Consider the following 18,043-nt stretch of genomic DNA (forward strand, 5'->3'; position numbering starts at 1 on the left):
CTCATGACCGCTTCCTTGACCCAACCTGCGTTCCGCCGCCTCGGCATGAAGGCGCTGCTCGTGCAGCACGACATCGACGAACGCACGGCCACCGGACGCGCGGCCACCGCGCTCGTCGAAGAATTGCGCACGCGCCTCGTCGACGTCGTGATCGCGACCTCCGCCGAAGACGCACGCGCGGTGGTCGACGCCGATCCCGCGATCCAGTGCCTGCTGCTCAACTGGGAACTCGGCAACGATCCCGCTCATGCGCCCGCACAAGCCGTGCTCGACGCGATGCGCGCGCGCAATGCGACGGTGCCCGTGTTCCTGCTTGCGAGCCGCGCGAGCGCGGCGGCAATTCCCGTCGACGCGATGCGCAAGGCCGACGACTTCATCTGGATGCTGGAAGACACCACCGCGTTCATCGGCGGGCGCATCGTCGCCGCGATCGAACGCTACCGCGAAACCGTGCTGCCGCCGATGTTCCGTGCGCTCGCGCAGTTCTCGCGCGTGTACGAATACTCGTGGCACACGCCGGGCCACACGGGCGGCACCGCGTTCCTGAAATCGCCGGTCGGCCGCGCGTACTTCGAATTCTTCGGCGAGGCGCTGTTCCGCTCGGACCTGTCGATCTCGGTCGGCGAACTCGGCTCGCTGCTCGACCACTCGGGCCCGATCGGCGAAAGCGAACGCTACGCGGCGCGCGTGTTCGGCGCGCACCGCACGTATCACGTGACGAACGGCTCGTCGATGTCGAACCGCGTGATCCTGATGGCGAGCGTCACGCGCAACCAGGTCGCGCTGTGCGACCGCAACTGCCACAAGTCGGCCGAGCACGCGATGACGATGTCCGGCGCGATTCCGACCTACCTGATTCCGTCGCGCAACCATTACGGGATCATCGGGCCGATCATGCCGGAACGGCTCACGGCCGCCGCCGTGCGTCTCGCGACCGACGCGAACCCGCTGGTGCGCGGCCGCGACGGCATCGATCCGACGCCCGTGCATGCGCTGATCACGAACTCGACGTACGACGGCCTCTGCTACAACGTCGCGCGCGTCGAGGAACTGCTCGGCCAGAGCGTCGACCGATTGCATTTCGACGAAGCGTGGTACGGCTATGCGCGCTTCAATCCGATCTACCGCGATCGTCACGCGATGCACGGCGATCCGGCGCAGCACGACGCGAGCAAGCCGACCGTGTTCGCGACGCAATCGACGCACAAGCTGCTCGCCGCGCTGTCGCAGGCGTCGTTCATCCATGTTCGCAACGGCCGCAACCCGATCGAGCATGCGCGCTTCAACGAGGCGTACATGATGCATGCGTCGACTTCGCCGAACTACGCGATCATCGCATCGAACGACGTGAGCGCCGCGATGATGGACGGCCCCGGCGGCGAGGCGCTGACGACCGACGCGATCCGCGAGGCCGTGTCGTTCCGCCGGATGCTCGCGCGGCTGCATGCGGAATGCGAGGAGAACGACGACTGGTTCTTCAACGGCTGGCAGCCGGACACCGTGGTCGATCGCAAGACGGGCCGGCGCGTGCGCTTCCATGAAGCGGACGAAACGCTGCTCGCCACCGATCCGTCATGCTGGGTGCTGCATCCGGGCGAGACGTGGCACGGTTTCGGCGAGATCGAGGACGACTACTGCATGCTCGATCCGATCAAGGTATCGATCGTCACGCCGGGCGTCGCGCCGCACGGCGGCCTGATGCCGGTCGGCATTCCGGCGTCGGTCGTCACCGCGTATCTGGACCGGCATGGAATCGTCGTCGAGAAGACGACCGACTTCACGATCCTGTTCCTGTTCTCGCTCGGCGTGACGAAGGGCAAGTGGGGCACGCTCGTCAACACGCTGCTCGACTTCAAGCGCGACTACGACGCGAACGCGCCGCTCGAACAGGCGCTGCCGGAACTCGTCGCGCGCTATCCCGACCGCTACGGCAAGCTCGGCCTGCGCGATCTGTGCGACCTGATGTTCAGCGCGATGAGCGACCTGAAGACGACCGAGATGATGTCGCGCGGCTTCTCGACGCTGCCGCGGCCCGACTTCAGCCCGGCCGAGGCATTCGAGCATCTCGTGCACAACGACATCGAGATGCTGGAGCTGTCGGAGATGGAAGGCCGCACGGTTGCTACGGGTGTCGTGCCCTATCCGCCCGGCATTCCGCTGCTGATGCCCGGCGAGAACGCGGGGCCGGCCGACGGCCCGCTGCTCGGCTACCTGAAGGCGCTCGAGCAGTACGACCTGCGCTTCCCCGGCTTCACGCACGACACGCATGGCGTCGAAGTCGAGGACGGCGTGTACCGGATCGCGTGTATCAAGGAAACCGCGCGCGACACCAACACGCGCTGAGCATGCGCGCCGCGACGCCGCGCCGGCAGGACGCGGCCGGCGTCGCGATGCGTGACGACTCGCCGGTCACGCAGGCAGCCGACCGACCCGCGCGGCAAGCTGTGCTTCGTCCTCCTCATCGAGCTTGCCCTTCGGTTCGCCGTACCACGACACGATCGCGTCGGCCGGCTGCGTGGCCTTCGGCGACCGCGATCTTGCGCGTGCCCGAAATCGGCAGGAAACGAACGACAAACAAGCGACGACCGGGGGAAGTCCATGGCGAAGGAAGACGTGGCGCTCACGCGTCCGTGGCCCTCACGCCGCGATCCATCCCGCGCCGGTACGCGGCAGGGCTCGTCGCCGCGATGCGCCGGAAATGCCGGCGCAACGACTCCTCGGAACCGAACCCCGCGCGCGCGGCAATCTGCGCGAGCGAGAGCCCGGGATGGGCTTCGAGCATGTCCTTGGCGACATTCACGCGTTCGCGGATCAGCCACGCGAGCGGCGACATCCCCGTCGCGTCCGCGAATTGCCGCTGCAACGTGCGGGTGCTCATCGCCGCCTGCGCGGCCAGCGACGCGAGCGTGTGCGGCTCGGCCGCATGCGCTCGCATCCAGTCGATCAGCTTCGCGAGCCGGTCGCTGCCGCCCGGCGCGACCGGTCGCGGCACGAATTGCGCCTGGCCGCCGTCGCGATGCGGCGGCAGCACGAGGCGCTGCGCGACCCGGTTCGCGATCGCGCCGCCGTGGTCGCGGCGCACGAGATGCAGCAGCATGTCGAGCCCCGCCGCCGAGCCGGCCGACGTGACGATCTGCCCTTCGTCGACGTACAGCGCGTCGGGATTCACGCGCAGCGCCGGATAGCGCGCCTGCAGGCGCTCGGCGTAGCGCCAGTGCGTCGTGACGGTGAGCCCGTCGAGCACACCGGCCGCCGCGAGCACGAACACCCCCGAGCAGATCGAACAAAGCCGCGCGCCGCGTCGATGCGCGGCACGCAGCTTCTTCAGCAACGGTTCCGGCGGCGGCTCGTCCGGATCGCGCCAGCCGGGAATCACGATGGTGTCCGCGCGATCGAGCATTGCGAGCCGGTACGGCGCGGCGACCGTGATGCCGCCCGCCGCGCGCACGGGCCCCGGCTCGCTCGCGCAGACCGCGAAGCGATACCAGTCGACGCCGAGTTCCGGGCGTTCGAGCGCGAACAGTTCGACCACGCAGCCGAATTCGAAGGTGCAGAGGCGATCGTAGGCGAGCGCGACGACGAGATGATTGTGCATGGCGCGATGTTACCGGAACTTGTCGATCGCGCCACTGCCGCGACGGCCGCCGAACCGCGATACTGCCCTTCATCCCGGCGCATTCCGCGCCGTCCTTCAGGAGCGCCTTTCATGTCTTACGTCACCGACGTCCCCGCCGCCGACAGCGCCGCCGCCCTCGCGCACTTCGAAGCATCGTTGCGCTTCGAGACCGATTGCTGGGACGTGCACGACGCGCTTGCGTCCGGCGCGCCGGATTTCGTGCTGCTCGACGTCCGGGGTCCGGAGCAGTTTGCCGCCGGCCACGTGCCCGGCGCGCGCAACCTGCCGCACCGCAAGATCGTCGCCGGCAAGCTCGCCGACCATCCGGCCGACACGCTGTTCGTCGTCTACTGCGCTGGCCCGCACTGCAACGGCGCCGCGCGCGCGGCGATCCGGCTCGCGCGCCTCGGCCGCCCGGTGAAGCTGATGATCGGCGGCATCACCGGCTGGCTCGACGAAGGTTTCACGTTGCGCAACGAAGTGCAGCCGGAGAATATCGCCACGCGCTGATCGTCATTAAAAACGCAACAATCAATTGCCGGCACACGAACGGGAAAAGCGCGACAATCGGTCTCATTGCAGTTCGGACGGAGCAAGCAACATGCAACACGAAGTCCTGATTCAAACGGCCGGTTCGGTCGCGGCGATCGCGCTCTATTTTCTTCCGGCGATCGTCGCCGACCGGCGCGCCCGGCACGACAAGCTGACGATCGCGATGTTCAACGCCCTGTTCGCGTGGACGGGCATCGGCTGGCTGATGACGCTGTACTGGGCATGCCAGCCGAACCCGCAAACCGACGTCGCGCAAACCATCCTCGCGAAGCGCCGCGGCATCAGCATGCGAACCTTCTCGGCCGGTCTCGTCGAACGCGTGCAGCGCCGCGTTGCTGCCCAGGAACAATGGGCCGAGAAGCAAGGTTGCCGATAGGTCCGGCTATTCCCCTTACCTCGCCGCGCCGAACTTCGGCATCCTGACGTTGGTCGAGGCCCGGTAGTCCCATATCAGCCTGTCGCGCAGCGCGTCACCGCCCGCGCGCAGCCACGCCCCGAACGCCCCCGCCGTCACCGCCAGCGCAATCCGCTCGCCCGGGCAACCGTGCGGCCCCGTGCCGAACCCGAAGTTCGGCCCCGGCGCGCGGCCCGGCAGCAATCGGTTCGGATCGCGATGCACGGCCGGATCGCGGTTCGCCGCCGCAAGCACGACCAGAATGGCCGCACCAGCATCGACGGTCACGCCTTCGATCGTCGTGCGCGACGCGACGAAGCGGCGCGTATTCTGCACCGGCGAATCGAACCGACCGACCTCGGCGACGAATGCATCGAGCGCCGCCGCATCCGGCAGCGTGCCTTCGGCGGCAGTACCGTCCCACGCGACCAGCACATTGCCGAGCCATGCGGCCGTCGCCTCGCACGTCTGCGACAGCAACCCGACGAGATTCGCGACGAGCGCGCCGCTCGCGTGCCAGCCCGCGGCGCCGGCCGCCTGCTGAATCGCCGCGACCCATGTGCCGTCCTGCGCACGCGTGCGCGCGACGCGCTCCGACATCCGGTCGAGCAGTTGCCGCGCGGCCTCGCTCGCGCGGGCCAGCGCCGCGTCGTCCGACAGCGGCGACAGCGCGGCGACGAAGTCGACGACCAGCGCGGCGATATCGTCGAGCTGCGCGTCGTCGAAGCCGAGCAGGTCGGCGACCGCGCACACGGGGACCGTCAGGCACCACGCGTTCAGCGCATCGGCGTCATGCGGTGCGCGCAGCCGGCGGCCGGCGAGTTGCGCGGCCCGCTCGCGCAACGCGCCGGCGTCGATCGGCGCGAACGCCGCGCGCAGCGCCTGCTTCGGCATGTCATGCCGCAATGCGCCGTCGTTCATGCGCACGAGTTCACCGAACAGCGCGCCCGCCGCCGTCCCGCGCAACGCGGGCGGCACCGGCGCATCGAGCGGCCTCACGCGGCACGCCGGGTGACCGAGCACGGCCGTCACGCTCGTCGCCCGGCTCGCGACCCACAGGCCGAGCGACGCGTCAAACGCGAGCGGTGGCCCGTCGACGAGCGTCGAGTAGTAAGGGTAGGGATCGCGGTGCGTGACCGCGGCAATCGGATTGGTCGGGTTCATGCGTTCAGTATCGGCGCGTCGGGCCGCCGCATGTTTCGGGTTGACGTGAAATGTCGCGGATGTCGCGGTCATGCGCATGCCGGCGCCGCGGGCTGCTGCGACGCAACAACCCGCGGCCGGCAAGCGGCGCGGCGGCGTGGCGGACGTGGCGTCAAGCCGCCGACCGGTAGCGGTGCGCCAGCATGCGCATGCGGACGCGCCCGGCGGAAATTGCGCGCGGTTCGGGCACCACCGTTTCGTGATGAAACATTTCCTGGCGGAAATGGCCGCCGTCGTCGAACCACTGGCAGATGAGCCAGTCGGCATCGTCGAACACGACCGGCCCGGCATAGGTGACGGTCATGCGCGGCCCGCCGGTTTCAGCGTAACGACATCGCCGACGCGAAAGCCGTTGCTGCGATTTTCTCGGATTGTCATCGCTCTCTCGATTTTTTATATATTCATTTTCCGGCGGCCCGCTGGCCGGTCATTCGAATCTGTCGCAGATTACCAATCCGACAAATAACCGGCAACTCCCGAAAACCAAAAAACATCGGCCGGAAAATCGCAACGATACGCGACACCGGTTCGCGTGGCGGGTTTCCAGCACCATAAGCGGCGCGGCTTGCGCGCCGATCATGGTCAAACGGCCGGAGTGCGGAGAATAAACGATGAATTTTGCGCCGTCATCGAACTTCAAATCGGCAGCGGTTTCGATTGATTGCTGTCAATCAGTTTGCGGCTGAAAACGTTCTCGCGTTTTATCGGCGCTCATTGTTCAAACCGGACGGACGAATTGTCCGGCGCCGAAAACCAGCGATTGAGGTCGCGCCCCGGCACCGCCGCCTGCGTGAACGTGAACGTGCCGTCGCGCGCCATTTCCATCGCGGCGCGCAGGAACGCGCCGAATGCGGCCCGCGCCAGCGCGCCGCCGACGCTGACGCGCTTCACGCCGAGCGCCGCGAGCGCTTCGAGGCTCAGCAACCCGCCCTGCAGCCCCATCACGACGTTGACCGGCGCACCGACCGCGCGCGTGATCGCCGCGATGTCGTCGGGATCGGTCACACCGGGCGCGTACAGCACGTCGGCGCCCGCGTCGCGGTACGCGACCAGCCGCGCGATCGTGTCGGCAAGGTCGGGGCGGCCGTGCAGATAGTTTTCGCAGCGCGCGGTCAGCGTGAACGGAAACCTCAGCGAACGCGCCGCGTCGACCGCCGCCGCGATACGCTCGACCGCCGCGTCGTGCGGATAGATCGGCGCATCGGCACGGCCGGTCGCATCCTCGATCGAGCCGCCCACCGCGCCGGCGTCAGCCGCCAGGCGGATCGTCTCGGCGACCGTGTCGGGCGCGTCGCCGAAACCGTTCTCGAGATCGGCGCTGACCGGCAGGCCGCCCGCGGCGACGATCTCGGCGATGTGGTCGAGCATTTCGTCGCGGTCGATCGCGTTGTCGGGCCGCCCTCTCGAAAACGCGAAGCCGGCACTCGTGGTGGCGAGCGATTCGAAGCCTGCCATCGCGAGCAGCCGGGCGGAACCGGCATCCCACGGGTTCGGGATGATGAAGGCCCCGGGGCGCGCGTGCAGCGCGCGGAAGGTTTCGGCCTGGCGGAACTGCACGTTGGAATCGGACATCGCGATCTCCTCGGAATGGAGACGTCAGCATACGCGCGCGCGGTACCGCGACGGTTCACGGCGCAGTGAAATATCGATGTGGATGGCAGGATCTCGCGCGCGGCGCGGTGCGCTGCCGATCACGCGGCCGCGCGGGCACCGAGCTTTTTCAGCAGGAAAATGCGCGCATGCCCGGTCGGGTAATCCGGCAGCTCGCCGAAACGGACATAGCCGCGCTTCTCGTAGAACGGCCGCGCCTGAAAGTCGAACGTATCGAGCCACGCGCCATGACAGCCGCGCGCGACGGCTTCCGCCTCGGCGAGATCCATGATGCGCGAGCCGGCCCCCTGGCCGCGCGCCGCCTCGGGCACGACGAGCAGGTCGACATGCAGCCAGCCGAACGCCGTGCTGCCCCACAGGCCGCCCACGACCGTGCCGTCGGCGTCGGTCACGCGCACGGCCAGCGGCCGGAAATCGATCGGGCCGGTCTGGCTTTCGTTGAACCGGACGAGCGGCGCCGCGATCTGCTTGCGGATATTCGCGTCGCCGGCATCGGTCACGTCGTAGCTGAACGTCATCGGTTGCGTCGGATCAGGAAGAAATCGGGAGATGGCAAGACGGGCGAAAACCGCGCGCATCTACACGACGTAAGCGCCCTTCGCATGCAGTTCCGCTTCCGCGCGCTCGAGCGCCGTGATCGCATCGCTGCCTTCGAGTGCCAGCAACTGCGCGACCAGCGCCTCGGTCATCGCATGCGCGGCGACCAGCGACGGAAAGAACGACGGGCTGTCGTGCGTGAAGATCAGCTGCGCGTCCGCATGCAGCGCGATCGGCGACACCGCGCTATCCGTGATCGCGACGATCCTGCTGCCCTGCGCCTTCGCCGCCTGCGCGACGCGCGTCGCTTCCGCGGAATACGGCGCGAAACTGATGATCACCGTTACGCTCTGCTTCGCGATCGTGCGCAGTTCCATTTCGAGCGAGCCGGCGACGCCGTTGAGCAGCGAAACGGTTGGCCGGAACAGCCGATAGCCGTACACGAATCCGAACGCGACCGGATAGCACGACCGAAACCCGGCGACGTGCACGTGCGACGCCTTGCGGATCAGCTTCGCCGCGTCGGCAAGCGCGTGCTCGTTCTGTGCGGCGGTGGCGGCGAGGTTGTGTTGCTGGGCGGCAAGCAGGTCGTGCGCGAGCGACGCCTTCGCGTCGGGCCGCACGAGCGAACGCGCACGCTGCGTGAGCGGCTCGGGACGCGTGCGCACGCGCGCGACGCACAGGTCGCGCAATTCGTTCCAGCCGGGGAAACCGAATTGCTGCGCGAGCCGCACGAGCGACGCGGGTTGAACCTGCGCGCGCTGCGCGACCTTGCGCATCGACGAGGTGGCGACCTCGTCGGGATGATCGAGCAGAAATGCAGCGCCCGCCTGGAATTGCGGGCTCAGTTCGGAAAATTGCGCCCGGATCCGGGACGCGAGTTCATCGAAATTGGCAGCCATCTTGGTGAGAACGGGAACCGGTCGTCCATGGTATCACCGGCCCCGCGCGCACCGGTCAGCGCAGCACTTCGACGTGGTCGGCGTCGACCTTCACCTTGCCCGACCACTTGCGTTCGAACTCGCCCGTCAGCTTCACTTCGCTCTTGTCGCTGACGGGCTGGCCGGCCGCCCACAGCTTCTTGTCGATCTCGACGCGGATCGTGCCGGTTGCATCGGCGAACTCGTAGTCCTCGCCGCCGGTATGCTTGACGATGCGCCCCTGCAGTTGCACGTGCTGGTCGTCCTTGCCATTCGCGAGCAGTTCCTTCACGGTCGTCGTGGTCAGCGTGGACGGCCCCGTGTATTCCGCGTAAACGGCGGCAGGCAGCAGCGCGAGCGTGACGGTCAGGATTCTGGCCAGATGTTTCATGATTGCGTTTCTCCTCTTCCTCGATAACGCGCCGCGTCCGGTTGAACGCAGCGGCCCAAGATTACGGACCGTAAGATTAAGCAAACCTGAAGGCCGTGCCGAAGCGACACGGTGCCGCATCAGGCCCGCACGCAGGCGCGTCGGCCATCGCCGTTTAAGGTCTCCCTAAGACACCTGCGCTTATCATGGGAACCCCGGGCGCCACGCCCGCCAACAGACACGAATCCATGCGCGTACTGCTCGTCGAGGACGATCCGCTGATCGGCAGCGGGCTCGAACAGGGCCTCAAACAGGAAGGCTTCGCGGTCGACTGGGTCAAGGACGGCGACGCCGCAACGCTCGCGCTGCGCTCGACCGGCTACGGCCTGCTGCTGCTCGACCTCGGGCTGCCGAACCGCGACGGCCTGTCGGTGCTCGCGTCGCTGCGTCGCCGCGACGAAACCCTGCCCGCGATCATCATCACCGCGCGCGACGGCGTGCCGGACCGCATCGCCGGCCTCGACAGCGGCGCCGACGACTACCTGGTCAAGCCATTCGTGCTCGAGGAACTGCTCGCGCGCATCCGCGCCGTCAACCGCCGCCACGCGGGGCGCGCGCAGACGACGCTCACGATCGGCCCGCTGCGGCTCGATCCGGTCAAGCACCTGGTCTGGCTCAACGACGACGAAGTCACGCTGTCGCCGAAGGAATTCGTGCTGCTGCACGAGCTGATGCGCGACCCCGGCGCGGTAATTTCGCGCGAACAGTTCGAGGAACGGCTGTACAGCTGGGGCGAGGAAATAGAAAGCAACGCGGTGCAGGTACACATCCACAACCTGCGCAAGAAACTCGGCCACGACATGATTCGCACGGTGCGCGGCGTCGGTTACCGGATCGGTGACGGCGCATGACGCGTCTGCAACATGCGATCGCGCGATGGCGCAGCGCATCGCTGCGCCGGCGCCTGTTGATGTGGCTGTTGCCTGCCGCGTGCGTGATCGGGCTGGTCGCGAGCGCGGGCACCTACTGGGGCGCGTTGCGCGAGCTCGACGATCTCCTCGACGACCAGATGCGCAGCATGTCGCGGCAGATCGTCGTCGGTCCGAACGGCGAGCTGTCGTTCCGCAACCATGGCGACGGCAAGCATGACTTCGAAGCCAGCGATCCCGACGCCGTGCTGCTGCAGGTCTGGCGCAACGGCACGCTGGTTTATTCGACCGATCGCAAGTCCGCGTTGCCGCCGCCCACGCAGACCGGCATCGGAAGTGTCGACGTCGCCGGCCAGCCGTGGCGCACTTACGTGACCGAACGCGGCGGCACGACGATCCGGCTCGCGCAGGCGAGGCATGCGCGCTGGGAAGCGATCGCGGGTATCGCGGTGCATCTGCTCTGGCCGGTGTTCTCGATGCTGCCGGTACTCGCGATCGGGCTGTGGTTCGGCATCGGCGCGGGGCTTCGGCCGCTGCGCACGATCGCATCTGGCCTGAAGCGCAGGAATGCGAACAATCTCGAACCGGTCGACATCGCGTCGATGCCGAACGAGGTCCGCCCGCTCGCCGAAGCGATCAACGACCTGCTTGCGCGGCTCGACCGCTCGTTCACGCTGCAGCGGCACTTCATTGCCGATGCCGCGCACGAGCTGCGCACGCCGATCATGGGGCTGTCGATCCAGTCGCAATTGCTGCGGCGCGCGTCGACGGCCGACGAACGCGAGCAGATCCTCGCGCAGATCCAGGCCGGCACGACGCGCCTCGGCCACCTTGCCGAACAGTTGCTGACGCTCGCGCGCCTCGAACCCGATGCGCAGGCGTCCGTCGCGGCATCCACGCCCGTCGATCTTGCCGCGCTGTGCCGCTCGGTGGTCGCCGACCGCACGCGCGTCGCGGATGCGCACCATATCGACCTCGGCGCGATCGTGTCGTCGCCGGTGATGGCCGCGGGCAACATGGACACGTTGCGCGTGCTGCTGAACAACCTCGTCGACAACGCGATCCGCTACGCTGGCGACGGCGCGCGCGTCGACGTGTCCGCGCGCCTCGACGGCGCGACGCCCGTGCTCGAAGTCGCCGACGACGGCCCCGGCATTCCGGAAGCCGAGCGCACGGACGTATGGGAGCGCTTCTATCGCGGCGAAGGCGCGCAGGCGGCCACGTCGTCGGGCAGCGGGCTCGGCCTGTCGATCGTCAAGCGGATCGCCGAGCAGCATCGCGCAACGGTCGCGCTCGCCACGACGCAAGGCGGGCGCGGGCTGACCGTGACGGTGCGTTTTCCCGTGCCGGCCTGACACGCGCGTGACGGCCGGCTTTTCCACAGATTGTGTTGGCAAGCTTGTGGACAACCGGCTGCCAACGACGGCAAGCGACTGATCCGAAAGGATTTGGCGCTCGTGCGCAGCGAATGCGCCACGCCGCGCCGGACCGGTGCAACGCCCGGTTCGGTCGATCTCGATGCGGCGATTCGCGTGCTGTCGACGATGTCCGCCGCTCATGCGACTACGCGATCCGGGAATCGAGCGACGCGTTTCGCGCGGCCCTTCACGCATCCGAAGTTCGTCGCGAAACCGTCGGCTTACCCAATGTCCGCCGTCGCGAGCCGGCACGGCGCACGATTTGCGCGCGGTGCCGCGCCGCGCGATCGCCACGCGGACTTCTCCACAGAAAATGTTGGCAAGCTTGTGGATATCCTGCGCATCGCGACGCCAAGCCCTTGATCCGACGGACTTTGGCACGCGTGATGCAGACGCGCTGCGCGCCGCACCGTCACACGCGACGGTTCACCCCACTTCGCATCACGATGCCACGCCGATCCGCGTGCGACGCACGTGCGGCATGCGACGCGATCGTCGCGCCACTTGCCCACAGATTTTGTTGGCAAGCTTGTGGATATCCTGCGCACGCATTGCCTAACCCGTTGATCGGCCAATGATTCATGCGCCGCGCCGCCGTTGCGGCAGCGCGGTCCGCTCGCGTGCGCAATCGGACGATCCGGCGCAACGGCGGCATCCTGAACGCAGCTTGACGTTCGTGCATACCACGCGTCAGGATCACACGAGCCGCACGCAGCCGCGCATCGCGCGATTGCATGCGTCGACACCACGTGCGGGCCGTTCGGCCCCGCGTCGGACAACGACACATCATCCGAGGAAGACCATGGAACACTTCACCGCAGGGCAGTTGATCGTCTCGCTCGTGCTCATCGCGATCGTCGTCTATCCGTATGTCCGGATCGTTCGGCGTACCGGACATTCAGGCTGGTGGATCCTGACGATGTTCATCCCGGTCGTGAACTTCATCATGTTGTGGGTGTTCGCGTTCGCGCGCTGGCCCTCGGTCGACGATCGGCATGGCTGACCATCGAGCGGGCTTGTCCACAGATTTTGTTGGCAAGGATGTGGATAGCCTGCGCATACCGCGATCAAGCGCTTGATCCGAAAGACTTTGTCCGCATCGCTTCGAATGCGGCACGCGGCAGGCAATCTGACGTTCGCGCCTCGTCATGCGATGCGACGGACCGCATGTCGCGCGCGCCATACCGCTTGTCCACAGATTTTGTTGGCAAGCGTGTGGATAGCCTGCGCATACCACGCACAAGCGCTTGATCCGAAAGGTTTTGTCCGTGCCGCTTCGAACCGTGCAGGCAGGTCTGGGGTACGCCGCCGCCGTGCCTGCCGCGCGATGAACGCGCCTGCTCGCGGGCTTGTCCACAATTTTTGTTGGCAAGGATGTGGATATCCTGAGCATGCGTGGCCTAAGTCGTTGATCGCACAACGTTTCGAGCTGTCGGTCACGACCGCGGCAGTGCGTGCATCCATCACTTCGTCCGGCCGTCGATGAACGCACGCCGCGCCGCCCGCTCAGGCGAACGTCGCGACCGCGATACGCGCGGCGGCCGCGATCACGTCGTCCTTCGCCTTCGCATCGGCACGCGCCTGCGTGTAGTACACGGCAAGCACGATCGGCGCGCGCGACGGCGGCCAGATCACGCCCGCGTCGTTCGTCGTTCCGTAGTCGCCGGTGCCGGTCTTGTCGGCCACCTGCCATCCGGCCGGCACGCCCGCGCGAATCCGCTTGTCGCCGACCTTGTTGCCGCGCAGCCATGCGACGAGCTGCGCACGCTGCGCCGGCGGCAGCGCGTCGCCGAGCGTGAGCACGCGCATGCTCGCGGCCATCGCGGCGGGCGTCGTCGTGTCGCGCGGGTCGCCCGGCAACGCGGTATTCAGTTCGGTCTCCCAGCGATCGAGCCGGAACGTGTCGTCGCCGATCGAGCGTGCATACGCGGTCACCGCCGCCGGGCCGCCAATCAGCTTCATCGCCAGGTTCGCAGCCGAATTGTCGCTGTACTGGATTGCCGCCTCGCACAACTCGGCGACGGTCATCCCGGCGCCGACGTGCTTGCCCGACACCGGCGAGTAGTTCACGAGATCGGACTGCGCGATCGTCACGCGCTGCTCCAGCAGCCCCGGATGCTCGACGCTCTGCGCGAGCACCGCCGCGCTCAGCATCGCCTTGAACGTGCTGCAGAACGGAAAGCGCTCGTCCGCGCGATGCCGCGCCTGCCGGCCGCTTGCGGTGTCGATCGCGCACACGCCGAGACGGCCGCCGGCCGCGCGCTCGAGCGCGGCAAACGACGTCGCGGACGAAACATCGTGCCCCGCGGCCGGCGGCGACGCGCACGCGGCGACGGTCAGGACGAGCGGCGCCGTCGCGGCGGCCAGCAACAGGGTTCGACGTTGCGATGAGTAAGTCATGTCGTGTCTCTCGTGGTGGAATGGATGCGGAACGGCCGGCCGGCGAGACAGCACTATCGTGACTTTACGGTTGTCTGACAAGCAACGATAATTGAGCGCTGATACAAGAAATTCTTATGACCAAGCTCCGCCCTCATCTTCCGCTGAACGCATTGCGCGCGTTCGAATCGTCGGCACGCCACCTGAACTTCACGCGCGCCGGCCTCGAGTTGAGCGTGACCCAGGCCGCCGTGAGCCAGCAGGTGCGCTCGCTCGAGGAGCGGCTCGGCTGCGCGCTGTTCACCCGGCTGCCGCGCGGCCTCGGGCTCACCGACGAAGGGCGCGCGCTGCTGCCGGTGCTCAGCGATGCATTCAGCCGGATCGAGACCGTGCTCAAGCAGTTCGAGGGCGGACGCTTCCACGAGGTGCTGACGCTCGGCGCGGTCGGCACCTTTGCCATAGGCTGGCTAATGCCACGGCTGAAGCGCTTCGGCGACACGCACCCGTTCGTCGAACTGCGGCTGCGGACCAACAACAACGTCGTCGACCTCGCGGCCGAGGGCCTCGATTTCGCGATCCGCTTCGGGGAAGGCAACTGGCCGGCGACGCGCAACGAGCGGCTGCTCGACGCGCCGCTCACCGCACTGTGCGCGCCGGAGATCGCGCGGCGTCTCGCGCGGCCAGCCGATCTCGCGAACGAAACGCTGCTGCGCTCGTACCGCACCGACGAATGGCTCGGCTGGTTCGACGCCGCGCAGCTCGAACCGTGGGCGGTGAACGGGCCCGTGTTCGATTCGTCGCGGCTGATGGTCGAGGCGGCGATGCAGGGCGCTGGCATCGCGCTCGCGCCGGCCTGCATGTTCGCGCGCGAACTGCAGCTCGGCCAGCTCGCGCGGCCGCTCGACATCGACGTGCGCGCGGGCGGCTACTGGCTCACGTCGCTGAAGTCGAAGCCGCTCACGCCGGCGATGACGCTGTTTCGCGACTGGATCGTTGCGGAAGCGGCCGACGCGGCGCCGGTCGAATAACGGCGGCCTGCTTGTCCACAGATTTTGTTGGCAAGGATGTGGATATCCTGGGTACCCGGGGTCTAACTCGTTGATCGCGCACGAATTACCGCGCCCATCCACGCTTCGGGCAACCGGTGCGCAACGGGTTGAATGCAACGGCCGCCGCGCATCGGATACTCAACCATCAGGAAGCAATCACGTCAGACTTATCCACAGATTTTGTTGGCAAGCCTGTGGATATTCCACCAATGTGACGCGTAACATCCTGATACAAAAGGGGATTCAGTAGATCGGGCCAGACAGGTCAAGGACGCGGCATCGTTTGCGGCCTCACGGCGTCCATCACGCGTCCGGTTCGGGGCCGAATGGGTTCTCCACAGATTGTGTTGGCAAGCTTGTGGATATCCTGCGCATCGGCAGGCTAACTCGTTGAGCGCACGGGCTTTTGTACGCGCCGCGCAGGATTGGGCAGCACCGGCGCGGGCCGTGAGCCAACGCCGGCGCTGCCGGCTCGTCAATGCCGGTCGAGCCCGCCGCGCAATTCGCTCGCCTTGTCGCGCAGCGCCTCGTATCCGGAGCGAGCATGTTCGGGCAGGTCGGGATCGCCGATCAGCGCGCCGAGCGTTTCGATCAGGCTGAACAGGATGCCCTTCGCCGCGCCAGCCGCGATGCTCTGCGACTCGATCGACTTGTGCAGGTGGTCGACCGCCGCTTCCAGATTCTCGAGCTTCTGCTCGCCGTCGTCGGGCCGATTGTCGGTCGTCATCGTAGGTGCCTCCGCCATCGTTCAAGGGTCATGTCACGATTCTATGCCGCTGCGCGCGGACGTGGCGCGACATCGCGCAACGTCCGTGCGCCTGCTCGCGTTATAGCACCGCAACGACCTTCACACGCCCCGGCTGCTCCGCCGATGCAATCACCTGGCCGTCGACGCGGCGGAACATCAGCGCAACACTTTCGTCGCCGACCCGCAGGTCGTCGATACGCAACCAGTCGACGCCTTCAGGCAGCGCCGGGCGCTCGACGCGCACCTCGTGGCGTGCAGCGTCGACGCTTACGCCAAGGCACGCCTGCAGCATCATGAACGGCGCACCGGCCGCCCATGCCTGCGGCAGGCATGCGACCGGATAGGCCGTCGGCGGCTCGCCGCGTCGACGCGGGAACCCGCAGAAGAGCTCCGGCAGCCGCATCTCGAAGCTGACCGCGGCTTCGAACAGCGCGCGCAGCAGGTTCACCGCGGCCGTCTTGTCGCCGTAGCGCGCGAGCCCGCGCGCGATCAGCGCATTGTCGTGCGGCCACACCGAGCCGTTGTGATAGGCCATCGGGTTGAAGCGCGGCTGGCCGGCCGCGAGCGTGCGAATGCCCCAGCCGGTCTGGAACAGCGTCGAGCCCAGCACGCCGGCGACCGCCGCGCCGCGCTCGGCGTCGGGCAGCCCGAACGCGAGCAGATGACCCGCGTTCGACGCGAGCACCCGACACAGGTCGCCGTGACCGTCGAGCGCGATCCCGTAGAACTGGCCCTCCGGCATCCAGAACAGCGCCTCGACCTGGTCGCGCAGCGCCTTCGCGCGCAGCGCGTAGCGGGTCGCGTCGGCCGCGTGGCCGCGCCGGTGCGAGCAGATCGACATCGCGTCGAGCGCCGCGCACGCATACGCCTGCACTTCGACGAGCGCGATCGGTCCGTCGGGGAAGTGGCCGTCCGCGTGGAACACCGAATCGTGGCTGTCCTTCCAGCCCTGGTTCGCGAGGCCGCGCTCCGACGTGCGCTGGTAATCGAGCAACCCGTACGGATTGCGGTCGCACTTGTCGATCACCCACTGCGCGGCGCGCTGGAGCGCGGGCCACAGCTCGTCGATCAGCGCATCGTCACCGGTATGTTCGACGTACGCGCCCGCGAGCACGATGAACAACGGGGTCGTGTCGACGCCGCCGTAATACAGCGCGAACGGCACCTCGCCCGTCGCGGCCATCTCGCTGCGGCGGAACTCGTGCATGATCTTGCCGGGCTCCGCATCGCGAAACGCGGACGTCTCGCGCGCCTGGTGCTCCGCGAGAAAGCGCAGCACGCCGCGCGCGAGCGACGGCTGCAGCCACAGCATCTGCAGCGACGTGATCACCGCGTCGCGGCCGAACGGCGTCGAGAACCATGGAATGCCCGCATACGGATACGGCCCGGTGTCGAGTTGCGTCGTGAGCAGCCCGAGATCCGCGAGCGACCGGTCGAGCCATGCGTCGAACAGCGGATTGCCGGTGTTCACGCGCGCCATCGACTCGCGCCGCGAACGCATCTCGCGATGCACGCCGACGAGTGCGGTGCGCAGCGCGACGCGCCCGCATCCCGGACCTTCACCGTCGTGCGCCGGGCCGAGCGTCGCGTCGACGGTCAGGTAGATCGACACGCACGCCTGCGCGGCGATCGTGAGCGTGTAATCGGCGCGATCGACCGACAGCGCGTCGGGCGCCGGCGAGAAATGCACGGTCACGTTGCGCTCGACCTTGTCGAGGCCGTCGTAGCGCAGCCGCACCGCACCGGCGTCGACGCTCGGCGCGACCACCGTGCCACGCTTCGGGCGCGGCGTGCCGCGCACTTCGAACATGTCCTTGAAATCCGCCGCGAACGACAGCGACAGCGGCACCTCCGCCTCGCTCGCGCCGTAGTTCGTCAATGTCAGCGCTTCGTACAGCACGTCGCCCGCGAGCACGCGCATCCGTTCGATGTGGATCACGCCCTCGGGCGTTTCGCGGCCGCCGAGCGGCGGCAGCGGGCGGTTCGTCAGGTGGGCGGTGAACGACGCGTTGTCCGCGCTCGTCGCCCCCGACAGCAGCGACGGCGCGCGGCCGCCGAAGGTCAGGCGCCACGTCGACAGCACGCGCATGTCATCGACGAACAGCCCGTCGTCATGGCCGCTGATGTCGCCGAGCGCATCGCTGACCACGAATGCGTCGCCGGATTTCAAAACGTACTGGTTGTTGCGTGCGAGCGCCTGCGGATCGGCTTCGGGCGCGATGAACGCGGGGCCCTTCGCCTGGGTCGGTGGAACCGGCGCGACTTGCGGCGCCTGCGTCGTGGTGGCTTCGGCGTGATTCGGCATCGATGCTCCTGT

17 protein-coding genes and 1 pseudogene are annotated in these 18,043 nt (G+C 67.7%); 8 read left to right on the plus strand and 10 right to left on the minus strand.

Annotated elements, in window-relative coordinates; genetic code table 11:
* The first annotated feature begins 3 nt into the window (after positions 1-3).
* Positions 4-2,343: an Orn/Lys/Arg decarboxylase N-terminal domain-containing protein gene (locus tag WI26_RS23660; protein WP_069227374.1), complete on the plus strand. Its 2,340-nt coding sequence runs from the start codon at positions 4-6 to the stop codon at positions 2,341-2,343.
* A 277-nt stretch (positions 2,344-2,620) separates the two neighbouring features.
* Here the strand turns inward: WI26_RS23660 and ftrA are convergent, their stop codons facing one another.
* Positions 2,621-3,595 (minus strand): transcriptional regulator FtrA, encoded by a 975-nt coding sequence (ftrA, locus tag WI26_RS23665; protein ID WP_069227375.1) that lies wholly within the window; start codon positions 3,593-3,595, stop codon positions 2,621-2,623.
* 111 nt (positions 3,596-3,706) lie between these two features.
* Between ftrA and WI26_RS23670 the strand changes: the two genes are divergently transcribed.
* Both WI26_RS23670 and WI26_RS23675 read left to right on the plus strand, forming a co-directional pair.
* Positions 3,707-4,126 (plus strand): rhodanese-like domain-containing protein, encoded by a 420-nt coding sequence (locus WI26_RS23670; RefSeq protein WP_069227376.1) that lies wholly within the window; start codon positions 3,707-3,709, stop codon positions 4,124-4,126.
* 91 nt (positions 4,127-4,217) lie between these two features.
* Positions 4,218-4,544, plus strand: a complete 327-nt coding sequence (locus WI26_RS23675) for a superinfection immunity protein (protein WP_059466743.1) — start codon at positions 4,218-4,220, stop codon at positions 4,542-4,544.
* A 15-nt stretch (positions 4,545-4,559) separates the two neighbouring features.
* On the opposite strand, the gene WI26_RS23680 is transcribed toward WI26_RS23675, so the two are convergent.
* The 6 genes and pseudogenes from WI26_RS23680 to WI26_RS23705 all read right to left on the minus strand — a co-directional run bounded on the left by WI26_RS23680 (position 4,560) and on the right by WI26_RS23705 (position 9,224).
* Positions 4,560-5,726, minus strand: coding sequence for a cytochrome P450 (locus WI26_RS23680; protein WP_069227849.1), 1,167 nt, complete (start codon positions 5,724-5,726; stop codon positions 4,560-4,562).
* 151 nt (positions 5,727-5,877) lie between these two features.
* Positions 5,878-6,143: pseudogene (locus tag WI26_RS23685) on the minus strand (YodC family protein).
* Positions 6,144-6,476: 333 nt separating this feature from the next.
* Positions 6,477-7,337 carry an isocitrate lyase/PEP mutase family protein gene (locus WI26_RS23690; protein ID WP_059466745.1) on the minus strand — a complete coding sequence of 287 codons (861 nt, stop codon included), beginning with the start codon at positions 7,335-7,337 and terminating at the stop codon, positions 6,477-6,479.
* A gap of 119 nt (positions 7,338-7,456) precedes the next feature.
* Positions 7,457-7,894, minus strand: a complete 438-nt coding sequence (locus WI26_RS23695; RefSeq protein WP_069227377.1) for a GNAT family N-acetyltransferase — start codon at positions 7,892-7,894, stop codon at positions 7,457-7,459.
* A 60-nt stretch (positions 7,895-7,954) separates the two neighbouring features.
* A complete protein-coding gene (locus WI26_RS23700) occupies positions 7,955-8,815 on the minus strand; it encodes a MurR/RpiR family transcriptional regulator (protein ID WP_059466747.1) in 861 nt (286 codons plus the stop codon).
* A gap of 55 nt (positions 8,816-8,870) precedes the next feature.
* Positions 8,871-9,224 (minus strand): YgiW/YdeI family stress tolerance OB fold protein, encoded by a 354-nt coding sequence (locus WI26_RS23705; protein ID WP_059538985.1) that lies wholly within the window; start codon positions 9,222-9,224, stop codon positions 8,871-8,873.
* 227 nt (positions 9,225-9,451) lie between these two features.
* On the opposite strand from WI26_RS23705, the gene WI26_RS23710 reads away from it, so the two are divergent.
* The 4 genes from WI26_RS23710 to WI26_RS23725 all read left to right on the plus strand — a co-directional run bounded on the left by WI26_RS23710 (position 9,452) and on the right by WI26_RS23725 (position 12,553).
* A complete protein-coding gene (locus WI26_RS23710) occupies positions 9,452-10,114 on the plus strand; it encodes a response regulator (RefSeq protein ID WP_059466749.1) in 663 nt (220 codons plus the stop codon).
* On the plus strand, positions 10,111-11,487 hold the full coding sequence (locus WI26_RS23715) for a sensor histidine kinase (protein WP_069227378.1): 1,377 nt from the start codon (positions 10,111-10,113) through the stop codon (positions 11,485-11,487). The genes WI26_RS23710 and WI26_RS23715 overlap by 4 nt, the downstream gene beginning before the upstream one ends.
* A 93-nt stretch (positions 11,488-11,580) precedes the next feature.
* Positions 11,581-11,913 (plus strand): hypothetical protein, encoded by a 333-nt coding sequence (locus tag WI26_RS33110; RefSeq protein ID WP_069227379.1) that lies wholly within the window; start codon positions 11,581-11,583, stop codon positions 11,911-11,913.
* Between the two features lie 439 nt (positions 11,914-12,352).
* Entirely contained in the window at positions 12,353-12,553 is a 201-nt protein-coding gene (locus WI26_RS23725; protein WP_069227850.1) for a DUF805 domain-containing protein, read from the plus strand.
* Positions 12,554-13,056: 503 nt separating this feature from the next.
* On the opposite strand, the gene blaPEN-bcc is transcribed toward WI26_RS23725, so the two are convergent.
* Positions 13,057-13,950, minus strand: coding sequence for a PEN family class A beta-lactamase, Bcc-type (gene blaPEN-bcc, locus WI26_RS23730; RefSeq protein ID WP_069227380.1), 894 nt, complete (start codon positions 13,948-13,950; stop codon positions 13,057-13,059).
* A gap of 116 nt (positions 13,951-14,066) precedes the next feature.
* Here blaPEN-bcc and penR point away from each other — a divergent pair, with 116 nt between their 5' ends.
* Positions 14,067-14,957, plus strand: a complete 891-nt coding sequence (gene penR, locus WI26_RS23735) for a beta-lactamase transcriptional regulator PenR (protein WP_059512040.1) — start codon at positions 14,067-14,069, stop codon at positions 14,955-14,957.
* Between the two features lie 496 nt (positions 14,958-15,453).
* Here the strand turns inward: penR and WI26_RS23740 are convergent, their stop codons facing one another.
* Together WI26_RS23740 and WI26_RS23745 are read right to left on the minus strand one after the other, a co-directional pair.
* Positions 15,454-15,705: a hypothetical protein gene (locus WI26_RS23740; RefSeq protein ID WP_059466930.1), complete on the minus strand. Its 252-nt coding sequence runs from the start codon at positions 15,703-15,705 to the stop codon at positions 15,454-15,456.
* 100 nt (positions 15,706-15,805) lie between these two features.
* Positions 15,806-18,031 (minus strand): amylo-alpha-1,6-glucosidase, encoded by a 2,226-nt coding sequence (locus WI26_RS23745; RefSeq protein WP_069227381.1) that lies wholly within the window; start codon positions 18,029-18,031, stop codon positions 15,806-15,808.
* Between the last annotated feature and the right edge of the window lie 12 nt (positions 18,032-18,043).

Origin of the sequence: Burkholderia diffusa, assembly GCF_001718315.1 — a bacterium.
GTDB lineage: Bacteria > Pseudomonadota > Gammaproteobacteria > Burkholderiales > Burkholderiaceae > Burkholderia > Burkholderia diffusa_B.